At 43.9% G+C, this 20,979-nt stretch carries 19 protein-coding genes and 3 pseudogenes; 1 reads left to right on the top strand and 21 read right to left on the bottom strand.

What is annotated here, in order from left to right:
• Positions 1–11: 11 nt before the first annotated feature.
• From AB5618_RS19765 to AB5618_RS19690, 16 genes and pseudogenes are all read right to left on the bottom strand, one after another.
• Positions 12–1,508, bottom strand: a complete 1,497-nt coding sequence (locus AB5618_RS19765) for a CD1107 family mobile element protein (protein WP_055066059.1) — start codon at positions 1,506–1,508, stop codon at positions 12–14.
• On the bottom strand, positions 1,492–1,740 hold the full coding sequence (locus AB5618_RS19760) for a DUF4315 family protein (RefSeq protein ID WP_055066060.1): 249 nt from the start codon (positions 1,738–1,740) through the stop codon (positions 1,492–1,494). Before AB5618_RS19760 ends, AB5618_RS19765 begins: the two co-directional genes overlap by 17 nt.
• Positions 1,741–1,752: 12 nt before the next feature.
• Positions 1,753–4,593, bottom strand: a complete 2,841-nt coding sequence (locus tag AB5618_RS19755) for a CD1108 family mobile element protein (RefSeq protein ID WP_243102761.1) — start codon at positions 4,591–4,593, stop codon at positions 1,753–1,755.
• 27 nt (positions 4,594–4,620) lie between these two features.
• Entirely contained in the window at positions 4,621–7,134 is a 2,514-nt protein-coding gene (locus AB5618_RS19750) for a VirB4-like conjugal transfer ATPase, CD1110 family (RefSeq protein ID WP_368361648.1), read from the bottom strand.
• Positions 7,058–7,486 carry a PrgI family protein gene (locus AB5618_RS19745; protein ID WP_059085511.1) on the bottom strand — a complete coding sequence of 143 codons (429 nt, stop codon included), beginning with the start codon at positions 7,484–7,486 and terminating at the stop codon, positions 7,058–7,060. The genes AB5618_RS19750 and AB5618_RS19745 overlap by 77 nt, the downstream gene beginning before the upstream one ends.
• Before the next feature lie 14 nt (positions 7,487–7,500).
• Positions 7,501–8,373, bottom strand: coding sequence for a VirB6/TrbL-like conjugal transfer protein, CD1112 family (locus AB5618_RS19740; protein WP_005426566.1), 873 nt, complete (start codon positions 8,371–8,373; stop codon positions 7,501–7,503).
• Positions 8,374–8,377: 4 nt separating this feature from the next.
• A pseudogene (locus AB5618_RS19735) lies at positions 8,378–8,461 on the bottom strand (Maff2 family mobile element protein); the annotation flags it as partial.
• Between the two features lie 90 nt (positions 8,462–8,551).
• Entirely contained in the window at positions 8,552–10,222 is a 1,671-nt protein-coding gene (locus tag AB5618_RS19730) for a recombinase family protein (RefSeq protein WP_008394601.1), read from the bottom strand.
• Positions 10,223–10,420 carry a hypothetical protein gene (locus AB5618_RS19725; RefSeq protein WP_148461934.1) on the bottom strand — a complete coding sequence of 66 codons (198 nt, stop codon included), beginning with the start codon at positions 10,418–10,420 and terminating at the stop codon, positions 10,223–10,225.
• A gap of 242 nt (positions 10,421–10,662) precedes the next feature.
• Entirely contained in the window at positions 10,663–12,000 is a 1,338-nt protein-coding gene (locus tag AB5618_RS19720; RefSeq protein ID WP_008394605.1) for a virulence-associated E family protein, read from the bottom strand.
• On the bottom strand, positions 11,969–12,613 hold the full coding sequence (locus AB5618_RS19715) for a CHC2 zinc finger domain-containing protein (RefSeq protein ID WP_025544160.1): 645 nt from the start codon (positions 12,611–12,613) through the stop codon (positions 11,969–11,971). Before AB5618_RS19715 ends, AB5618_RS19720 begins: the two co-directional genes overlap by 32 nt.
• 66 nt (positions 12,614–12,679) lie before the next feature.
• Complete coding sequence (gene mobQ, locus AB5618_RS19710) at positions 12,680–14,254, bottom strand: MobQ family relaxase (protein WP_025544159.1); 1,575 nt, start codon at positions 14,252–14,254, stop codon at positions 12,680–12,682.
• Between the two features lie 109 nt (positions 14,255–14,363).
• A complete protein-coding gene (locus AB5618_RS19705; RefSeq protein WP_148461935.1) occupies positions 14,364–15,212 on the bottom strand; it encodes a MerR family transcriptional regulator in 849 nt (282 codons plus the stop codon).
• 345 nt (positions 15,213–15,557) lie between these two features.
• Positions 15,558–15,854 (bottom strand): DUF3847 domain-containing protein, encoded by a 297-nt coding sequence (locus AB5618_RS19700; RefSeq protein WP_117628259.1) that lies wholly within the window; start codon positions 15,852–15,854, stop codon positions 15,558–15,560.
• 10 nt (positions 15,855–15,864) lie between these two features.
• On the bottom strand, positions 15,865–16,188 hold the full coding sequence (locus tag AB5618_RS19695; protein ID WP_148461936.1) for a DeoR family transcriptional regulator: 324 nt from the start codon (positions 16,186–16,188) through the stop codon (positions 15,865–15,867).
• Positions 16,185–16,373, bottom strand: a complete 189-nt coding sequence (locus tag AB5618_RS19690; RefSeq protein ID WP_117536679.1) for a hypothetical protein — start codon at positions 16,371–16,373, stop codon at positions 16,185–16,187. Before AB5618_RS19690 ends, AB5618_RS19695 begins: the two co-directional genes overlap by 4 nt.
• A 483-nt stretch (positions 16,374–16,856) precedes the next feature.
• On the opposite strand from AB5618_RS19690, the gene AB5618_RS19685 reads away from it, so the two are divergent.
• The gene (locus tag AB5618_RS19685; RefSeq protein ID WP_005924756.1) at positions 16,857–17,663 is read left to right on the top strand and encodes a helix-turn-helix domain-containing protein; all 807 of its coding nucleotides are present in this window, start codon (positions 16,857–16,859) and stop codon (positions 17,661–17,663) included.
• Between the two features lie 61 nt (positions 17,664–17,724).
• Here AB5618_RS19685 and AB5618_RS19680 read toward each other — a convergent pair whose 3' ends face one another.
• The 5 genes and pseudogenes from AB5618_RS19680 to AB5618_RS19660 all read right to left on the bottom strand — a co-directional run.
• Entirely contained in the window at positions 17,725–18,687 is a 963-nt protein-coding gene (locus AB5618_RS19680) for a DUF3658 domain-containing protein (RefSeq protein ID WP_005927687.1), read from the bottom strand.
• Between the two features lie 29 nt (positions 18,688–18,716).
• Positions 18,717–19,094: a TnpV protein gene (locus AB5618_RS19675; protein ID WP_005927690.1), complete on the bottom strand. Its 378-nt coding sequence runs from the start codon at positions 19,092–19,094 to the stop codon at positions 18,717–18,719.
• Complete coding sequence (locus AB5618_RS19670) at positions 19,054–19,326, bottom strand: helix-turn-helix transcriptional regulator (protein ID WP_002593556.1); 273 nt, start codon at positions 19,324–19,326, stop codon at positions 19,054–19,056. The genes AB5618_RS19675 and AB5618_RS19670 overlap by 41 nt, the downstream gene beginning before the upstream one ends.
• A gap of 161 nt (positions 19,327–19,487) precedes the next feature.
• Positions 19,488–19,640, bottom strand: a pseudogene (locus AB5618_RS19665) (Maff2 family mobile element protein); the annotation flags it as partial.
• Positions 19,641–19,881: 241 nt separating this feature from the next.
• Positions 19,882–20,901: pseudogene (locus AB5618_RS19660) on the bottom strand (VirD4-like conjugal transfer protein, CD1115 family); the annotation flags it as partial.
• Positions 20,902–20,979: the final 78 nt, after the last annotated feature.

Genomic DNA, 20,979 nt, shown 5'->3' with positions numbered 1-20,979 from the left:
GTGAAACAAAGTTATTCCTCTGATTCTTCGTCTTCTACTTCACCTTCCATTTCATATTCTTCTAATTCTTCATCATCCTCACGAATTGTATCTTCCTCCTCATCGTCGTCCTCGTCCTCTTCATAATCAAAAGAAGTATTTCTTCCTTTCATAAATTTCCAATAATAGTAAGCACCACAAACTCCTGCCAGAACCAGCAGCATTAATAAAATCGTGCCAGAATTATTGCTTTTCTTCTCAGGTTCTTCCTTTTCTTCCGGTATGATCGTAACTTCTGGTTCCGGTATCTCTGTGATCTTCTCTGTTTCAAGTGGCAGTGCGGATTCTGCAATAGCCTGGTTCTGTGGAAGTGTGACCATGTTGGTATCCGTAAAGTTCAAAAGATCATTTTCGCCTACCTCTGTAAGAAGATAAACATTTTCATCCGTTTTATCCTTATCTACGATCAGATAAAAAACCTTATCACTTTTTGTCTTGATCGTATAAAATTCCTTTCCCCCTTTGTCCTGAACTGTTCCTGTTGTCATGCCGGAAGCAGAACTTTCTCCCTGCACCCGTCCGGTATCTGCTTCTGTATCCGTTTCATTTCCTGTGTTTTCTGGTTCTGTTGGTGCAGTAGCAGTCTCGTTCGTTGTCTGATGTTCCGTTACGGTTGCCGTAGCACTGGTGGGCTTACTTGCAGTTCCATCGGCTGGCAAAGAAGCTGCATTCTGCTCCGTTCCGGAAACCTCTGTATTCTCTTTTACTGCATCTGGATTTTCATAATAAGGGTTTCCTACTTTATAGATCTCTGACATATTTCCTGCTTTGTCTTTTGCCTGCAGGGTAAAGTATTCATAGGAAGTATCCGCTTTTTGCAAACGGACATTTAATGTATTATTCGTCAGTTCTGTGAATTCATTTCCATTGACATACAAAGCAGCAATTCCCGATTCCGCATCAACTCCCTGCACGATCAGTATCCCATTCTTCGCAGCCGCAATAATAGTTGGTTTGGTTTTATCAAAACACTCTATGTAACGATTCTGCTCATAAGTATTTCCATTCTGATCGGTAACTCTCACATAAACACTACAATTAGAAGAGATGGATACTTCCATATTTCCGGTTATGTCTGACCATCCTCCATTTTCTGAAAGTCTTGCTTCTACTTTTGCAATAGAAAAAGCACCTGTATTCTTTGTATCTTCCACTTGAATTTTTACGGTTGCCGTATCTGTCTGCCAGCCTTCGGGTTCTGTAAAGGTAATCCCTACTTCCGGTGTTTCCGTCACATCATTTCCTGCATCTTCCTGTGCCTGTTCCACTGGATCTGCAAGAATTTCAGCTTCTGATTCATCTGAAAAATCAACATCTTCCGGGCTGCTTTCTTCTGATGATTCCACTTCTACATTATCTGCCCATACAGTCAGACTTCCGGGCGAACTATAAAAGAAAGCTCCTGCCGGAAGTCCTGCTAACGTAGCTGCGGTTAAAAATACAGCTGCTCTTTTATGAAATTTCTTCATTTTCTGTCTGCTCCTTTTCTCTGGTTTCCAATATCTTTTTTTGTTCCTCCTTACTGATATCAATCATCAACTGAAGTTCCTCTGCGGAAACTCCATTGCTTCGGATAATTTTCAGATACTCCATATCCTCTGCCTGTTTCTTCTGTTCTTCCAGATCCCTTGCTTTTTTCTGTAGCTTTTCAATCTTAGCGTAGGTTCTTGCAAGTTCTTCTTTTATTCGTTCAATGTTCAAATACGCCCCTCCTTATGGCCTGCCAAAAGCATAAAAATGAGACTGCCAGTATGCAGAATTAATGGACGTATACTGAATTGGATTTCCACAATGGATCATCTGTCCATCTCCGGCATAAATTCCTACGTGGGTAACCGGCTCTCCCGCATCATACGTCCCAGTGAAAAAGATAATATCTCCTGGCCTTGCTTCTTCTGGTGATACAGGCATACAAATGTCATAAATTCCCTGTGCAGTAAGTCTTCCCATATTGCAGACACCCGAATTGGTAAACACATAGCTTACAAAACCAGAACAGTCAAAAGAAGTCTCCGGGCTGGAACCGCCCCATACATACGGCATACCAAGATATTTGTCTGCTTCCGCAAATAATCTCCGCACAGTCTCATCATCATAACTGCCTCCTCCAACATACAGCCCGCTATCTCCGGTACTGATATAAAAAACAGGATTATAATATTCCCCATCTTTGACCAGTTCCAAATATAACTGGCTTCCGGTTGCACTTCCTGTACTTCCCGTTGTACCAATTACAGTATCTGTTGTTACTTCCTGACCATTTGCTACCGAAATGCTCTGCAGATAAGCGTATTTAATCTGCACACCTTTTTTATCCTGCGTAACTACATAATTTCCAAAAGTTCCGCTATATCCTACATCTACAACAAAACCATTCATCGCTGACTTCACTTCTGTTCCCTGTCGTACATTAATCGTCACACCTCTGTGAAGTTGTGTCTGCCCGGTTCCATTGTTTACAGAATACCCATAATAGGTACTGATATAGGCATACCAGTTTAACTCAACCGGAGTTTTATATGTCTGTAAATTTCCTCTGTTGGAATAGACCTCTTCATAAATTTCCTGCTCATCCTCTTCCATTCTGGACAGAATAACACTTCTAAGCGGTTTTGCCTGAACAGAAACATTCAGTACATCTGCAGTTACTGTACGGGTAACTTCCACAGAGTTCTGATTGCCCTCTGCCAGAAAACATTCCCAGATCTGATGACCATGTGCCTCAGCTACTGCGTGATTATCATAATAAACATCAAACTGGACACCATACTGGGCAAAGTTTCCAGTATCTTCTACGGTGTACTCAATCCCATTCATCACTACTTTCGTCCCCATTGGAAGAAATGGGTTTGCAGCATCAACCGCAAGCGTATGATTAGCCTGTGGCATTGCCCCTGAAGCAGTAGGTCCTCCACTCCACACGCCACAGCAGATGGGACAATTACAGTATCCACTGGTCACAACATTTCCCAATGACTGCCCTACCTGTATTGTAGATGTTTCCTGCCGGGTTTCACTTTTTTCCTCTACGGTGATTCCGTACTGTAAAGAAAAAATTGTTTCCAGTTCTCCTTTTATCTCATCAAACTTAAAATCCCCATAACTGGCAGTCAGATAACTGATCAATGTATGAGGATCATGGCCGATTTCACCAATGTTATATCTGTATTCATCTTTTCCTGGATACCGGGCTTCCATCTGGTTTATTTTCTGTTGAAGACTGGCTTCCAACTGCGTATAATACAACTCTGCTTTTTCAATTTCGTCCGGATCCGCAATGTAACTGGAAGCGATTACCGTAGAAATTCCATTAGAAAACATAGCCGAACAGGAAGCAAATCCTGTCATTACGGAAAGAAGCAAAATCAATAACAACCCCATTGAGATCAGAGTAGTTACATTTCTTACAAATACTTCCTGTGCCTTTCTTGCAATTTTAGTAGCAAGATTTACTGACCGGATTGAGGTGTCTTTTGTTTCTTTTGCAATCTTCCCAGCCCGGTATGCCATCTGATACTCTCGCTTAATCCTCTGCTTCTGTATTAATTTTCTGATCAGCTTTTTCTGCATCTCTGGATGTTCTTCCAGATATTTCTGATATTGATACCTGGATGCACTCTTCCAGGCTCTTTTCTCTAAACGGTTTTCTTTATGTATCTGACTGCGGTTCTTCCGGATATTTCTACTGCTATGTTCCTGTAATATCCACTCACCTGAACGCACCAGCTTATGTGCTGCATCTACAGCACTGTTTTCCTCTTCGTCTTCGCCTGCTTTCTGATATACTGCATTTTTTAATGCTTTCTTTGGAACAGAAGACAAGGTTTTCTTTTTACCATCCGTTTTCCCTGTTTTTTTGTCGAAATATAAATGGTACTTTACCTTTGCTTTCTGTTCCTCATTTGTTTTCTTGGTATAAACAGAATCTTTCGGAATTTTGTTCTGCCTCTCAGCTTCCTGTTTTCTTGCAGCCTTATCCACTTCCTGATAAGTTTTTATTGTTTTTCGGCTATATTTCTGCTTTCCTTTTTTTCGGTTTGTAGAAACATCATTCTTCTCTGCCTGAAAATGTCCTCCATCTGTTTCAGCCGAAGTTTTCTTTTCTTTCTTCAGACTTCCATCTGTCTCCAGTTTTCCAAACTGCAGTCTCTGCTGTTTCTTTTTCTGTCGCTGATACTGGCTCCTGTGTTTTTCTTTGCGCTCACGTATTTCTACCGCTGAATCCACAGATACACCTGCAGGCTTGTCCCGGTATCTGTACCGTCCCTGTGTTTTTCGTTTTCCCGGAGGACTGTTTGCAGCCTCTTCTTTTTTGGCAGGATTTCCCTCCTGAACTTTTTCGGAAAATTGTTTCTTTTCAGCTTTTTTATGAGAGTTTTTCTTCTTTTCAGAAGTAATAAATGCCTGTTCTACATCCTTCTGTTTATAAGGCAACTCCTGATCGCTGTTTGTAACTTTTCTGGTCTCCTTTGTTGCAAGATTTTCCTCAACCAGACCATTTCTGGTCATACGGCTGACTTTCTTCTCTTTCGCCGTATATTTTTGTTTTCCCAATGTACCTCACCTCTGCTTTTTTGTCCGTTAAGTCTGAATCTCATCCGGTTTAGTACTCATCAAAGCATAGGTTCTGGTATCCTGCGGATATCTGTCTGCAAAAGGTATGATTACATTTCCGTAAAAGAGCAGCCCTTCTCCTGCATTACTGTTATTTACAAAAGAAATCTGATGCTTGGAAATATTCAATTTCTCCGCAAGGATCTTCTGATCCCCGCTGTGCTGATTTAACATCAGGATAAAATCACTGTTTCCCACAATACTTTCTACTGCCAGAGAGCCAAGAAAATCTGTTACATTCTGACTGATTCCTGTAATGATTCCACCCCACTTACGAAATCTCTTCCACATTTCAATAGAATAATTAGCAGTCTGTGGCTGGTTCAGCAAAAGGTGAAATTCATCCACATAATAACGGGTTGATTTCCTACGACTGCGGTTCTGTGATACTCTTGTCCAAACCATATGCTGGACAATCAACATCCCTGCTTTTCGTAGTGTGGTTCCAAGTTCCCGAATATCAAAGCATACCACTCTGTTCTGCGTATCGACATTACTTCGATGGTTAAATACATTCTGCGATCCTGTTACATACAACTGCAGACTGTTGGCAATGTTCTGTGCTGCTGGTTTATCTGGTGCATAAAAGTTCAGACGTTCATAGAAATCCTGCAAAGTCGGCATATTTTCCGGTTTTGGATCATTGTAAAGATATTTTTTATAAATGTCTTTTACACACAGGTCAATCATGGAAACCTCATCACCATTTAATTCTGCATTTTGAGGTTTCTTCATAATGACCTCGCAGAAAGATGTGATAAACTCTGCTTTATCAGCAATAATGGTATCAATATCCTCCACATCGCCATTAATCCTGTATTTCTCCGGATGATAAATAACATCCAGGTTCACTTCCATAGGATTGATGTAATCATTACTTTTTGCACTGATTTTAATAACTTCACCATTTAAGGCATTTACCAGCGGAAAATATTCTCCCTCCGGGTCACAGATAATAATGTCATCGTCTGTAATCAGGAAAACATTGAGAATTTCTCTTTTCGTTGCAAAACTCTTACCGGAACCAGGAGTACCCAAAATCAAGCCGTTAGGTGTTTTCAATCGTTTCCGATCCACCATAATGAGATTGTTTGACAGTGCATTTAAGCCATAGTAAAGAGCTTCACCGCCTTGGAAAAGTTCCTGTGTGGTAAACGGAACAAAGATTGCTGTAGAAGTCGTAGTCATAATTCTCTGTATTCCAGTCTGGTTCATTCCCAGTGGTAGTGATGCCACAAGTCCCTGTTCCTGCTGATATTGAAGTCTCCGTATATTGCAATTATATTTCTGGGCGATTCCTGCAGTCTGATACACAATATTGTCCAGTTTTCTCTTATTGTCCGCTGTATTCATCAGCAAAAAAGTAAGTTCAAAAAGTTTCTCATTCCTGGACTGGATTTCATTGAGCAATCCCTCCACATCCTCTCCGTATGTAGAAATGTCCGTTGGAATAATATCCATATCATATCCGCTTCTGACCGCTTTCTTCTGTTCTTCAATTTTCATTTTCTGAATATTTGACAGCGTACTTTTCAGGCTTTTAATAGCTGCCTTGGGATCAATTGGACGCAGGTGCATATTGATGATAAGATTCTCTTCCAGATCCAGCAGATCTGCCAGCAGTTTATCCGTAAGTTCTGGTGATGTAATCTGTAAATATGACACGCATCCAAAAGTCTGTCCCATCCGAAAATAGCTGTCATTGCGAAAATCAAATCCGGTAGGTGCAATAAAGTCTTTTGTCTGCAGACCTGTTTTTGCAACCATCCCATAATGGAAATGGAAAGATTCTTTTGTGTCCATATTCATCACATCATGCAAGATTTTCAGACGTTCTACCCCATTTAAAGGCTCTGCCATGGCTCCCATCACCTTAAAATTATTCAATACACTGGCTTCAATTCTCTCCAGCCTGGATTTTGCATTTCGCAGATTATCCGCCTTAATGGAAAATGTAATATATTTTGTTTTTACAAGCCCATTATTTCCTTTGGAAAGCTGCATTTTCAACATATCCGAATATTCTTTCCGAATATCATTGAAACAGTCATCCTGCTCTGGAATATCAATATTTTTTGCATACTCATCAAAATTCACCTGTTGATTAAGAAATGTAATTTGTACCTCAACAGAGCTGTCAAATGAATTCAGGAACTCACAATAGTTCTCAAAAATAGCCGCTTTATCATCATTCTGCGCTAACTGGTAATTTATATCGTAAAACTGCACCATTTTTGAATAATAGTTATCATCCGTCCTGCAGATACCATCCTTATATATTTCCTTATATGGAATCGTATCCTGCGCTGTAAAAGGCTTCCTCTTCTTCTGATTCTCCGCTTTTATCATCCGAAGTTCTTTCAGACGCTTTTTTTCTTCTTTCGTAAGTCCGGTTTTCTGTTTCTTATTTTTTTCGGTCTGCTTTTTTAAGGAAATGGAACGGATTTCTCGCTTCCCTGGCTTCTTTTGCCTTTTTCTCAAGCCATGCACCCTCTTTCTCTAATTTATCGTACTCTATAATCCGGTCATATAAGTTTTGGGAACGATAGAACCTGATTCCAGGTCTTAAAAATTTCTGCCGGATAATGTGAAGCAATATTTTCTCTGCTGGAAATCCATCCTTTTCATACATTGCAAAAAAGAAAAATGGCAGCATCACTATGATCATAAGCGTTGCTGCCACATCTGTTCCCAGTCCTGCTTTTGTCAGCAAATAGACCGGAACACCACAAATTCCTGCCAGAGAAAAACATATAATTTGTCTTTTAGTTAAATTCAGTGCTAATTTTGTCTTTATTTTTGAAAAATCTTTCGGCACTGGAACATATGCCATATTCTTGTTTCCTCCTAATGTGCATTGAAGATTGATTTTGCCAGGGAACTGGTCTTAAACAGGCTGAAACATAAAATAACTGTATATGCTGCAACTGACCAGATAGCTGTATGAAGATTATCCGCAACTGTAATAGCATTTACCAGAACTGCATAAATCGCAACACATACCATCATAAAAAATCCCTGGAATCCCAACGCTAATAATGCCTTCACATAATTATTTCCAATACTTCCCCATTCCCTGTTCGTAAATGTTGAAAACGGAATAGGTGCCACAGAGACATAAAGATATATTTCTATCATTCGTCCATATAAAATGACGGTAATCAGGACTGATATGATTTTTAGACATAAACTGACCAGCATCGTTTCCAGACCAAGCCCCAGTAATTCTCCGATTCCCATATCTTCAATCTGCGTTTCAAGAAGCGTTTTCAATGCTTCTGTAACATCAATAGATGCGGAACCGGTTATCATACCGCCAGCATTGGATACCACATGATTCGCTACATCAAAAATTGCCATCGCAATATCAAAAGTATGAGTAACCAGATATACCGCTACCCACATCTTAAAAATGTATTTGAAAAACATAAACGTATCCGTATCGTGCATATTGTTTTTTTCCATAATCATGGAAATCAGCTCATAACACAGTACAAATGTAATAATCATCCCCGCAATGGGGACAATGACATTATCCGACAGATTTTTTATCATGGAAAAAATGCCACTGTTCCAATTTTGGGGTGTTTTCCCAACCTCTGTAGCAATCGTTTCTACTTTGGTATTTACATCGGTGAACATGGTATCCAGGTTTGATGTGATCCAGCCTGTTAGCAGATCCTTTATGAACTCTGTTATTTTTTCGGTTATTCCACCCATTTATTTATCCAAACAAAGTTGCAAGCTGTGGAATCAGGTTTATTCCAATCAGTACGATGCCACCGCCCGCCATCAACTGTTTTATCCCCAATTAGGTGTAAAACTCTGCTCGATGGCGGGCGGCGGCGTACAAAAAATCTATATGGTGTTTTTAAGAGAACCGTCCCGGCGGGACAGGTCAGGCAGTGACCTGTTCCACCTCCGGGATGGGTTTGAGATTAAAATGAATTTCGATAGAAATGTGTCTTGTTTTATCTTCGTCAATGCGCTCATGCACGACGATTTCTTTGATTAAGCGGTTGAGGGTGGCTGCGTCCAGTTCTGTAATGTTGGCGTATTCCTGAATGGCTTCCACCCATTGTTTTGCGTCATTGGCAAGCTGGACTTCATCGGACAGCCGCTTTCTGCCCTCGGACACTTTTGTTTTAAGTTCCGTCTGCTCGGTCTGTGTCTTTTCCAGCATGGTGTTGAAGTTCTGCTCACTGATACGCCCTGCAATCATATCTTCATAAAGCCGCATTACCATTTTGTCCAGAACCTCAATCCGTTCCTCGTCCCTTGTAAGGGAGCGTTCCATTGCTTCCCGCTGTTCCCGCTGCTCGGCTTCACAGGTATTGGTCAGGCGGTCAGCAACCGCTTTCCCGTCCATCAGGGCAGCTCTGGCACATTCCCGGATTTTCCGCAGCACATGACTGTAAAGGGTGTCATAATCAATCCGGTGCTGGGTGCAGTGGTTCTTTCCAAAGGCATTGTAGGTCTTGCAGGAGTAAATCTGCTGGGGATGTTTTGCGTTTGTGTAGCGTACCGTCAGAGACTTCCCACACTCGCCGCATTTTATCAGTCCGGCAAACAGGCTGATTTCATTGGTCTGCCCCGGACGCTGGCGGGATTTCAGCTTGTTCTGCACAATGTCAAAGCTCATGCGGTCAATCAGCGGTTCATGCTGTCCTTCCACTACAATCCAGTCCTCCGGCTTCTTTTCCCCAATCGTGCCGATTTTGAAACGGTAGTCCTTTTTCTGGGAAGCAATCGCCCCAGTGTAAACGGGATTCATCAAAAGGTCTTTGATAACGGAAAAGTCCCACATATACCGCCCGTTTTCCGGGTCTTTCTTTTCCCATTTGGTGCGGGTATTGCGAAGCCCCCGTTCCCGGTTCCACCATGTGGGGCAGGGGATTTTTTCTTCCTCCAGCCGTCTGCGGATATAGTTCGGACCATGACCGTTTAGGGCATATCCGAAAATCAGCCGCACAATCGGGGCGGTTTCCTCGTCAATGAGCAGATGGTTTTTGTCCTCCGGGTCTTTCCGATACCCAAACGGGGCAAGACACCCGGTAAACTGTCCTTTCTGCGCTTTCAGAAGATAAGAGGAATGGACTTTCTTGGAAATATCCTTGCTGTACATCTCGTTCAGGATATTCTTGAACGGGGCGATGTCGTTGTTATCCCGCAGGGTGTCGATACCGTCATTCATGGCGATATAGCGGACACCGTTTCTTGGGAAAAAGTCCTCAATCAAATGCCCTGTTTGCAAATAGTTACGCCCCAGTCGGCTGAGGTCTTTCGTGATGACAAGGTTGATTTGCCTGCGCTCAATGGCTCTCAACATTCTCTGTAAATCAGGACGCTCCATATTAAGACCTGTGAAGCCATCGTCCTGATAGACTGCCACAACCTCCCATCCCTGCTTTTCGCAGTATTTTTCCAGCATATCACGCTGGTTTGCGATACTGGCACTTTCGCCTTGCAGGTCATCGTCCTTTGACAGCCTGCAATAGACCGCCGCACGATAGCCCCCGGCAAGTGCTGAACCGATTGTTCTGTATTCCATTTCGTTCATCATAGCCATTTACCCACACAATCCAGACGGTATCTGGCTCTGTTGAACCACATCTTCATTATACTTCAAATCTTTCTTTTTAGCAAGATATTCTTTTGTATTTGTTTTGCCGTATTTCTGGGAAATCAGGCTGACGAACACATCGGTGGCGTCCAGTTCCCCGTCAAATACGGTTGTCACTTCAATCTTGGTCTTATTTTTCGCCATAGGCAGTTATCCTCCATACATGAAAATAGCCAGACAGAGAACGGTCGGCAACGAAGTCCGGCAACGGGCTTCAAAAGACCTTGCAAACAATCTCAATCTGGCGTTGATTACTATTTATACTTTTCTTTTATTTTTCTGTTGTTTTGGTTGTCAGAGAGGGAAAAAGCCCGGAAATAAGGGATTTTCCCCGGCAACCGGCTCGGCAACGGGATAGCAACGAAGTCGGCAACGGGCTGTCATTTTCAGAATGGAAGCTCCATCTGCTCTGTGACCTCCACAAAACCGTCCATAGATTTTTCGGGCGGGTTGTCGGTGTCCGTTGCCGGGATTTCACGCTCCCAGCCCTTTTGTCTGCCGTATTCCGCAAACATCCTCGGATTGGAAAAGTAGTTCCACCCGGTAATGCACTGGTTCATTATCTCGTTGATTTCCCGGATTTCCCATTGCTTCGGCTCATCAAAGGTGTGGTTTAAGGCTTCCTTGTAGAGCTGCTTGGAGCAGACCGTTTCCCCGGTGTACTTATCAAGGTAAGCCTGTATCATCCCGGCTTTGGTGTCCTCCGGCATAAAATCCCGCTGGTGTTCTTTGAGATACCGCTGCATGGCTGGGCTGAATGACAGCTTGAACATGCCGCTTCGGTAAATCTCCATTGCTTCCGCCCACATCTGGCTGATATAGGCTCTGGAAGCGGCTTCGTCCTCCAAAATGTGAACCTCGGCTTGCTCCGGGTACACCATGACCGGGATAAATCGGCGGTTGCCGGAACGGTCAAGGGGGAGAAAGTCAAGGGCGTTGGAAGTGCCGCCGAACACGCATTGACGGGGGCGGTCTGCCGGGTGAGTTTCATAGGGAATTTTGTAAACCTCTTTCTGGCGGCTTAGAAAGGACTTGATTTCCTCAATGCTCTTGGCATTGGCGGTTGCCATCATTTCCGACATTTCAATTATCCAGTGACCTTGCAGCTTGCGGTACACGTTATCATCGTCCAGCTTCCGCAAATCATCGGAAAACCACTCGTCCCGGACTGCCAGCAGCCGGAAGAAGGTGGATTTGCCAGCCCCCTGACCGCCTACCAGACACAGCATGATTTCAAACTTGCTTCCGGGCTTAAATGCCCTTGTAATCGCCCCCAGCATGAACAGCTTCAAGGCTTCATAGGTGTAATCGTCCACATCAGCTCCCAGAAAGTGCCGCAGACAGAAGCGGATGCGCTCAGTCCCGTCCCATGCAAGGCTGTTCAGAAAATCCCGGATGGGGTGGTACTTATTCTCATTCGCCACAATCCCGATGGCGGTTTCAATCTTTTTCTCACTGGTAAGCCCGTAGGTTTCCTCCAGATAGAGAAGCAGATACTTCATGTCCGTATCGGTCAGGGCTGTGCTTTCTCTGTGAAAACCGATGGGCTTTATGATGTCCTTGCGGTCGGTCAGGATGTTGTAGGCGATTGCCCCGGCAAGCACAGGGTCACGCTGGAATACGGTCAGGCAGTTCCGTATGCTCTGGCGGACGCCGCCTTTCTCGGTGGTTTCCAGAGTTGCCTTTACTTCCTCAACGCTCTGGGGCGGCTGCATGGCGTTCATGGTGTTTTTTAGTTCTTGCTGCGTCTGCGGCTGCAAGCTCTGCCATTCGCTGTTCAAGCTGTATCACATCCTTTCCGTAGTCCATAATCAAAACCGCTTTTTCCTCTGTCTCCCCGAACAGCAGCACATCCAGCAGATATTCCACATGGGCTTGCTTCTGCAAGGCTTCCACGAACCGGGGATGAAACGCTTCCTCCGGGGAGTGCGGGGCATAGTCGGTTTTCCATACCCGTAAGAGGTGTAGATAATCGGCAAGGACACGGAAGCAATGTGCCTTTGCTTCCCGGAACTGTTCTTCCGGGGATTTCTGCCGGGGCTTGGGCTTCCTTGCCCTGCCCGGTGGCTTCCAGTCCTCATAGGCAAGCCCGAAGTCACTCGCCAACTGTGCGGCGGCTTCCTTTTTCCCCAGCCCGTACAGGGCAGCTACAAAATCAATCACATCCCCATCTGCACCACATCCGAAGCAGTGGAAACGCTTGTCCAGCTTCATGCTGGGGGTCTTATCGTTGTGGAACGGGCAGCAAGCCATCCCGTTTCTGTTTACCCGGATTCCGTAATGCTCCGCAGCCTGTCTTGTCGTAACGGACTGCTTCACAGCTTCAAATACATTCAAATCAATTCCTCCTTGTAAAAAAGAAAAGGCACTTATCATTCTCAATCTGAAAATGGCAAGTGCCTGTTAAAGTTCCATATCCTGTTGTTTGTGTTTCGTCTGCGCCGGGGCGTTTTTCTGTGCTTTCTTCTCGTCAGCCTTATCCTGCAAGACTTCTTTGAGGGGCTGCTTCTTGGGCGGCTCTTTGCTTTCCTCTGTGCCGGGTGTGGCTTTCCGTACCCAGTAGCGGATGTCCCGCAGCTTCTTCAAATCTTCCTGCACCTCGGTCAACGGTACTTTCAAGTCTGCGATTTCGCCCACAAGCTTCGCCTGTTCCTGCAAAAGCTCCTTTTTCGTGCTGTCCTTATCATCCGGGTGCTTGGCAAGGTAGGCACTGGCTTTCTCAAACCGGGCAACCTCCGGGTGTTCCAGCTTGAATTTTTCCTTAGTTTTCTTGAAAAATATCTTCTGGTATTTCTCATAAACGGGCTTACATTCCTTACAGTCCGTCCGGGCGGCAAGGATAGCGTCAATCACGTTGCTGCGGGTTTCCTTTGGCTTCATCTGCTTTCGGTAGTCGGCGGCAGATTTCCCGGACGTTTCTATAAAGTTTTCCAAATCCTCCACGGTGGAAAGTCCCTTTCTCTGAAGATAGGACAGGGCTTCGCTGACTGCCTTTAAGTCTTTGGAAGTTCCACGGTTTTGTCCCGCCCGTGTCCAGTCGCTCCGTTCTGCCTTTCGTACCTCCATGTACTTCATCAACAGATTGGGAAGAAATACCGCTTCCTCCGCAGCTTTTTCCGCAAGCAGTTCTTTTCGTTTTTCACTAAGCTCGATAATCCAGCCTTTGAGATTTTTAATAAGCTGCCGGATAGACTTCATCAGGCTGTTGGCGGCTTTGATTTCCCGGTTCAGATTTCCGATGTTGGTCTGAATCCCTCGCTTTTCCATCTGCCGGACAGCAGCACCCTCATGGACGGTAGGGATAATATCAAGCCCCTGTCTTTCATAAGAACGGAGATCCACCCGCTCCGGGCGGTTGTTGGCTTCCAGATAGCGGTTCTGGATGATCTCCCATTCATGCCGCCAGATTTCACAATACTTGCGGTCGTTCCAGTCAACCGTATCTTCCTTGTGACTTTTCCATCTGCCGGACGGAAGTTTTATCCGTTCCCCGTTCTCGTCAAGGTCATAAACCTTGCGGCTCTTGGGAAGCCATTTCCCATGTTCATCCATTGCCCGCATAGTCAGCATGACATGAGCGTGAGGGTTTCCGTCCCCTTTGTCATGGATGGCAAAATCCACGCACATTCCTTTGGAAACAAACTGCTGATTGCAGAAATCCCGGACAAGGGCGGCGTACTGGTCGGGCGGTATCTCTCTGGGAATGGAAAGCACCCACCGCCTTGCAAGCTGGGAGTTCCATTGCTTCTCAACAGCTTCGGCGGCGTTCCATAAGGTATTGCGGTCTGCATACTCTGGCGGGGCATTTGCCGGGAGCAGGATTTCATTATGGACGATACCACGCTTTTCTGGGTAGTGCTTCACTTGCTGGTCGTATTCACAGAACAGCTTTTCGCCGCTTTGGTAAGCAGCGGCGGCAACAGCAGACTGGCGGTTGCTACGCTGGACGATGGAGATTTGATTGTGTGGACAGGGCATTTAGTGTTCCTCCTTTCCGATTTTAGGTATAAAAAAAGCAGGAGACCTTTTTCAGATTTCCTGCTTGGTGTGCCGCTGGGGGCGGCGGGTATTTAGTTAAAATTCAAGATTACTTAACTTTATAATAGTTTTCTATTGCCTGTGCAAAGAAATCAGAAGCCCCTTCACCGTATTTTTCGTCTATCATTGGTTTGATTTGTTCATTGCGGTAATACTGCGCCTGTGCCATCATAAAGCCTTTTTCTTCTTTTATCTGGGCAAGCTGTTTCATAACAAAGCCATATTCTCCAACAAGCTCTTTTACTTCAAAAGAATCTATGTCACAATTCTGTTTTGCAATCAGTTTTTGCAAAATCGCTTCTATCCGTTTGTTATAGCTTTCTGCAACTTCTTTGCTGACGGGAGTTCGGGCAACAGACAGAAACTTGTCCTTTCCACCATACCATTCAACTACCTTTGCATAGCCTTTCTGCATTTCTTCCGAAGATACGACTTCCATATAATGCTTTTTCCATTGTTCAATGCTACCAAATTCTTTAATTGCAATGTTTCTCATATTCTCCGGCATATGCTCAAGCATGGTTTGGAACATTTCTTCTACTTCTGTTTTGGTAAAAATTGTAAAATCCATTTTGTTCTCTCCTTTCAGAATGTCATCAATGCTGGCAATCAGACGTTCCATTCGTTCTTTCTTTGTTACCAACATTTTTCGCTGTACTTGTAGAATCTGATTTCTATCAAGAGCCGGATTGTCCAAAACAGCTTTGATTTCTTTCAAGGAGATATCAAACTCACGGAAAAATAAAATCTGTTGTAATGTTTCCAGTGCCTTATCGTCATAAAGCCGGTATCCCGCATCACTTTTTTCTGTTGGCTTTAACAACCCGATTTCATCATAATAGTGAAGCGTGCGAACGCTGATACCTGTTAAATCTGATATTTCTTTTACTGTCCTCATAGCTGCTGACCTCCTGTTCCTGATAAGGTAACTTTAATCTATGACGTTCCGTGAGAGTCAATAGGCATTTTCATTTTTTAGTATAACATTTTTCATTTCTTCTCAAAAGACAGAAAACTGATTCTGTAAAACTTGTCGGCTGGGAACAGCTTGCAACGCAAGGTGTCCCCAGATGGCAAGTCCACAAAAGGGTAGCTGGCGAAAGCCAGCGCAGGGGAAGTGTAGCGTCCCCTGTTTGATTTGGAGCAGTCCGTGGCTGCGGAAAATCACAGCCCTCCGGCGAGGAGCCTTCGGAGAACGCAATGCACCAACCTTTGGGTGGTGTATAATTGCGCCCTTAGTAAACTAAGGGGTTTCCAGCTTCTCCCGTTCCAGCAGTTTTTTCAATAGTTCCTGCGTGTCCTGCCTGTGAAAAATGAGTTTCAACAGCAGCATGACATCATCATCTGTCAGGCGTTCCGGCTCTTGCAGAAAACTTTCCAGCATACCGCCACGAGTACAGAGCCGATGCGTCCGTTCCTTTCGGGTAAGCTGCTTCAACTGGTGCTGCAATGCCTTTTCATCATTGATGGCTTTCCGCAGTTTCTTTTCGCTTTTTTCCAACTCCCGGTTGAGCTTTTCCAGTTTTGAGGTATCAGGCAAGGGCAGCGTCCTACTTTCCCGGTATCAGCACATAAATCCTGTTTGGTTCTCCAATGCCCTGACGCACCCGCATGATAAGTCCGGCGGTTTCCAGTTCATTCAGAGAACGCTTGACCGTCATGGGGCTGCGGGACAGGACTGCGGCAATGGCTGTGATGGGGAAGCAGACAAACAGGATTCCGTTCTCGTCCTCCTTCCCTTTGGATAGCATAGCGTCCAGCATCCGGCAGTACATGACCTTTGCGGTGCTGCTGACTGGAAATCCTGTCAACGCTCTGGGAAATGGCATACAGGGCGGTAATGGTGTGTCTATCGTCATAAATTCAAAATTCATTCGGTGTGTTCCTCCTTTTTCTTTGCTCGTTTGGATAAATAACAGGGGCAGTCAATCACAACCGCCCGGAAGCTCTGCTTGCACCCATGCTGGCATTTCCGGCATAATTCGTTGTAAGTGACACGCCCCCGGTCATTGAGGTAAAAGGAAAGCTCATGCTTCCTCTTTTTGCTCATTCTCGGCATATTGTGTTTCCTCCCGTTTTAGTGTATGGTCTCGGGGCGATTTTCGGCAAAATTACAGCCATAGAGCCGCTTAAAATCTCCCGAAGTATCAGCGATAGGGTAGACTATCCCCCTATCAGATTGTCGTGTTTCGGTATCATTTCGGTGTCAGTTCGCCAGTTCTCCCCGGTGTCGTTCCTCCCCTGAATCTCACAGCGGCGTATCGCTCCCTTTGGTACGCTCGTTTCGGTCAGGGTTCCTCCATATCCCTGCCAAAATTCATGGCGCTACATCGCCGGGGAAGCATATCCCACACAGGCTGGTCATTCGATTGGAATAATCCATCGATGAACTACCTGTATCATAGAACATTTTTGTGCCCTGTGCCGTATGTCCACAAAGTAGGAATTAAGGGTAAAAATCAGAAATTTCCACGATTACGGAAAGTGTGATATAATCCAGATAAGCGGCAGCAATGAAACCGTTGGAAAGGAGCGTGTGCCCATGAAAGGAGCAACAAGCATACAGGAACGCCTTTGGGAACTCCGCAAGGACAAAGGCTTAAATCTGGAAGAACTATCAAAACTAACGGGTATTTCTAAATCAGCCCTTGGCAGTTATGAAAAAGAAGATTTTAAGGAAATCAATCATGGCAACCTTATCACGCTGGCAGACTTCTATGGGGTTTCCGTCGATTATCTGCTGTGCCGGACAGAGAACAGGGAGCAGATCAACACGCCACTGACGGAGCTGCATTTGAACGATGAAATGGTTGCACTTCTGAAAAGCGGACGGATCAACAACCGTCTGCTCTGCGAACTTGCCACCCATAAGGACTTTATCAAGTTTCTTGCGGACATTGAGATTTATGTGGATGGGATTGCCACCATGCAGATTCAAAACCTCAACACCCTTGTCGATACTGTCCGGCATGAAATCATAGAACGGTATCGCCCTGGCGAAGATGACCCACATTTGAAAGTGCTGCAAGCCGCCCATATCAGTGATGATGAATATTTCAGCCACATGGTTCTGGATGACCTAAACCTGATTATCCGGGATATTCGGGAAACCCATAAAAAGGATAGTGAGAGTGCGCCCCAGACCACTGTTGCCAATGAACTGAAAGAAAATCTGGAAGCGGTCGAAAATTTCAAGGGCAGCCGTTTGGAAAAACTGGCAGTGCTTTACTGCAAGCAGCTCGGTATCAACTATAAAAATCTGTCAGATGAAGAATTTCGCTGGCTTATTCGGATTCTCCAAAAATCAAAGAAAACGGGAACGCCTATCAACCAGAGGAAAAAACGGTAAAGGAAAACCGCTGTTGCATGGTTTGTTGGATTCCATGTAGCAGCGGTTTGTGCTGTGGTTATTACTTCATTCGTTTTCTTAATATTCGGCGATAATTTGTTTCTCCCTTTGGTGCGTCCTGTATAATTTCCAACACACCATCTTCAAGCATTTTATCAATGCGATTGGAAATCCATACATCACTAATTCCAAGTTGATATTTTCCTAAAACATTACCTATGACAATAGCCATTTTGAATTGCTCTGGCTGTTCCGCAATTTCACGAAGAATGAAACTATCATATATATCTTCTGAAACGCTTTGCAATTTACCATTTAACATTGCACGCAAAGGTGCATTTTCATTTTGAAGTTGATTCCATTTCATAGCACAAGCTGAAAGAAATACAGGATTAGCTTTCTCTTGTAGAGTTATATAGTTTCCCCATTCGCCAGGAGAGACCTCGCCCCATGCTATTTTGGATGTCATAGTATTTTCTTTTCCATATTCCCATGTAGGTAACTTAACCAAATAAATTGTTGTCTGGCAGTTTAAGGGTTGAAGTTGTTTCATAAGCCAATACATACCACAAAGCTCATCTGGATTATAGCTATACCAAATGCGAATTTCTTCCCCAGCTACATATCGTTCAATCACTGAGGTCAATGTAGTTTTAATTTTCTGTATTTTTTCTTCAACCTGATAATCTAAATCCTCTACAAAGCAGACAGACAGCATTTTCTTGAAAACATTTTTCCGCTGTTCGCCAATTCCATTATCAGAAATATCTCCCACACTAAGAGCCATATCAAAACAATAAACATCACAGCTCTTGCCTCCCAATGGAATAGCATTCTCCCAAGCAATGCGTTCTTGTTCCTGTGCTTGAAGCTGTGCTTTTTTCATTTCATCTGAAGATGGAACACTCCCGTCTTCATGCCTCATAAATATTGAAACAGCACTTCCTCTATACTTTCCCTTGCCGTAAGTTTGGGCAATTTTCAAACTTCCACAGGCACTTTCACCAAATACAATTTCAATCATCTTATATACCTCCGATTTAATTGCTCCCGTTATGAATAAATCATCTCATGCAAAACAATTTCTTCTGCCCGGTTATGAATGTTATTGCAACGCTGCACCCATTCCATTTGGTGGGTACGCTTCAATTCCTCGGTTACGCCCTCGGCAGTTTTCATCTGCTCCATGATGGTGTCTAACCGTTCCTGTGCCTGTTCGTTCAGGTCTGCAAGATATGTCCACAATTCCCCGGTCAGTATCAATGTATTCAATCTGGCTGGGTGGACTTCCCTTAAATATTCCCGGTGCATCCGTCCGTACTTTCCGATAGGGCGGTGTTCCTCCGGCAGTTTCAAGTCCGGGATGTAATAATCTCCGACAAGGATATAATCAATTCCGTTTTCCGTTATTCTTGGTTTCAATTCGCTCATGTTCCTTACCTCCTGTGGAAGCAGGCTCGTCTGGTACTAACTCAATCACATCGGTAATCTCACAATTCAGCGTTTCGCAGATACGGGCTAATGTATCCATGCTGATGTGCTTTCCCTCTTTGCTCATGTTGGCAATCATATTTGTTGTCATACCAGCGGCAAGCCTTAAATCCTCTTTTCTCATATCACGCTCTAACAGTGTGTGCCAGAGTGGTTTATAGCTGATGTGCATATTGTTTTCCTGCCTTTCTATCCATACCACCGGGGCGGCTGCCCCGGCAGGAACTTTTCTCTTATTATAGCACCAATCTTATGAAATCACAATTTATTCTTGTAGCCTGCCGCTGATACCGTCTGGATTGTGCTTTTCCTTTCTTTTTGTTCCCTTTAATTAGCCATGAACTGTTTTATTCCTTGTGACTTTGCACCCGGATTGTCCGTTCCATATCCTTCCAGCAGATTGATCACTCCCCAGGCTGCAAGTCCGGCTCCGATCGCACAAACCAATGTTTTTAAGGTCGTAATTGCCGTTGTAAAAAATGCCATAAGTGTACCTTTGGAAAACTTACATTTTCCAGTCCTTTCTTAGATTTTTTCCAGAAAGGGAAGAAAACACTATATAAACCCTGCCTTTTGTGCTACACTAAGCATAGGATTTTCTACTTGGAAAATTCTTCACACGTACAGTCGGTATATTCATTTTCGTCGATGGATACCGACTGTTCCTTTTTTCCAAATTATTCATGATTTCCTCCCATGATCCACTTCCCGACAATTTGTCGAGAAGTTACATCTGATACAGTTCCACTTCATCCTCTGGTTTCAGTATCAGATTAGTACTCAGATATTTTTCAATATCAAAGATATTCTTTTTGTCATAATCGGACAGATATTTGTAGTTTTTATGTTTGCAAATATCGTATTTATTTGAGAAAAATGGTCTGACACCTCTCACCTGCAGAATACATTTTCCTCCGTCCATGACTGCTATTTCATCCTGGCTCATCAACTCCTTTCCTATTTTCTGGTAGTTCATTCCATAAGACCGCTGACTGCCTCTCGTATCCGATGTGTTATAAAGATCTATGGTTTCTTTTCCCAGGATCTCCGCTATTTCCTTTAATGTCGTTTTTTCCTTTCCCCCCAGGAATAAGGTCGTATCACAGTTCCCTTCGATGGTATCGGCATTATCCTTATAAATTGCCTTAAGCTGAGACTTTGACTGCAAAATAATAGAAGCTGAGATTTCCCGGCTTCTAATCGTAGCAATCAATTTTTCAAATTTAGGAATTTGTCCGATGTTCGCAAACTCGTCCAGGAGACACCTCACATGAATTGGAAGTCTGCCTCCATATACATCATCAGCTCTGTCACAGAGCAGATTAAAAAGCTGTGTGTACATAATAGAAACAATAAAATTAAAGGTATCATCGGTATCTGAAATAATAACAAACAATGCAGTTTTCCTGTCACCAACCAGATCCAATTCCAGCTCGTCATAACTCATAAGCTCCCGCAGTTCCGCAATATCAAAGGGTGCGAGTCTTGCACCACAACTGATCAGAATAGATTTTGCTGTCTTACCGGCAGCCAGCTTGTATTTTTTGTACTGCCTTACTGCAAAATGGTTCGGGTCTTTCTGCTCCAGTTCATCAAACATCAGATCTACTGGATTCTTGAAATTCTCATCATCTTCCCTGGCTTCTGACACATTGATCATTTCCAACAGAGTATTAAAATTCTTTTCTTCTTCCCTGCCTTCATACCAGATATAACCAATCAAGGCACAATAATAGAGTTTTTCCGCCTATAGTGATAGGTAAGGTTTTGATATTATCTCCACCTTTTCCCCCACTTCACACCGGACATGCGACTTTCACCGCAT

It is taken from the genome of Ruminococcus sp. J1101004sp1_RTP21198st1_B9_RTP21198_201120 (genome assembly GCF_040924245.1).
Taxonomy (GTDB): domain Bacteria; phylum Bacillota; class Clostridia; order Lachnospirales; family Lachnospiraceae; genus Blautia_A; species Blautia_A faecis.
This window is presented reverse-complemented; position numbering and strand designations above follow the sequence as displayed.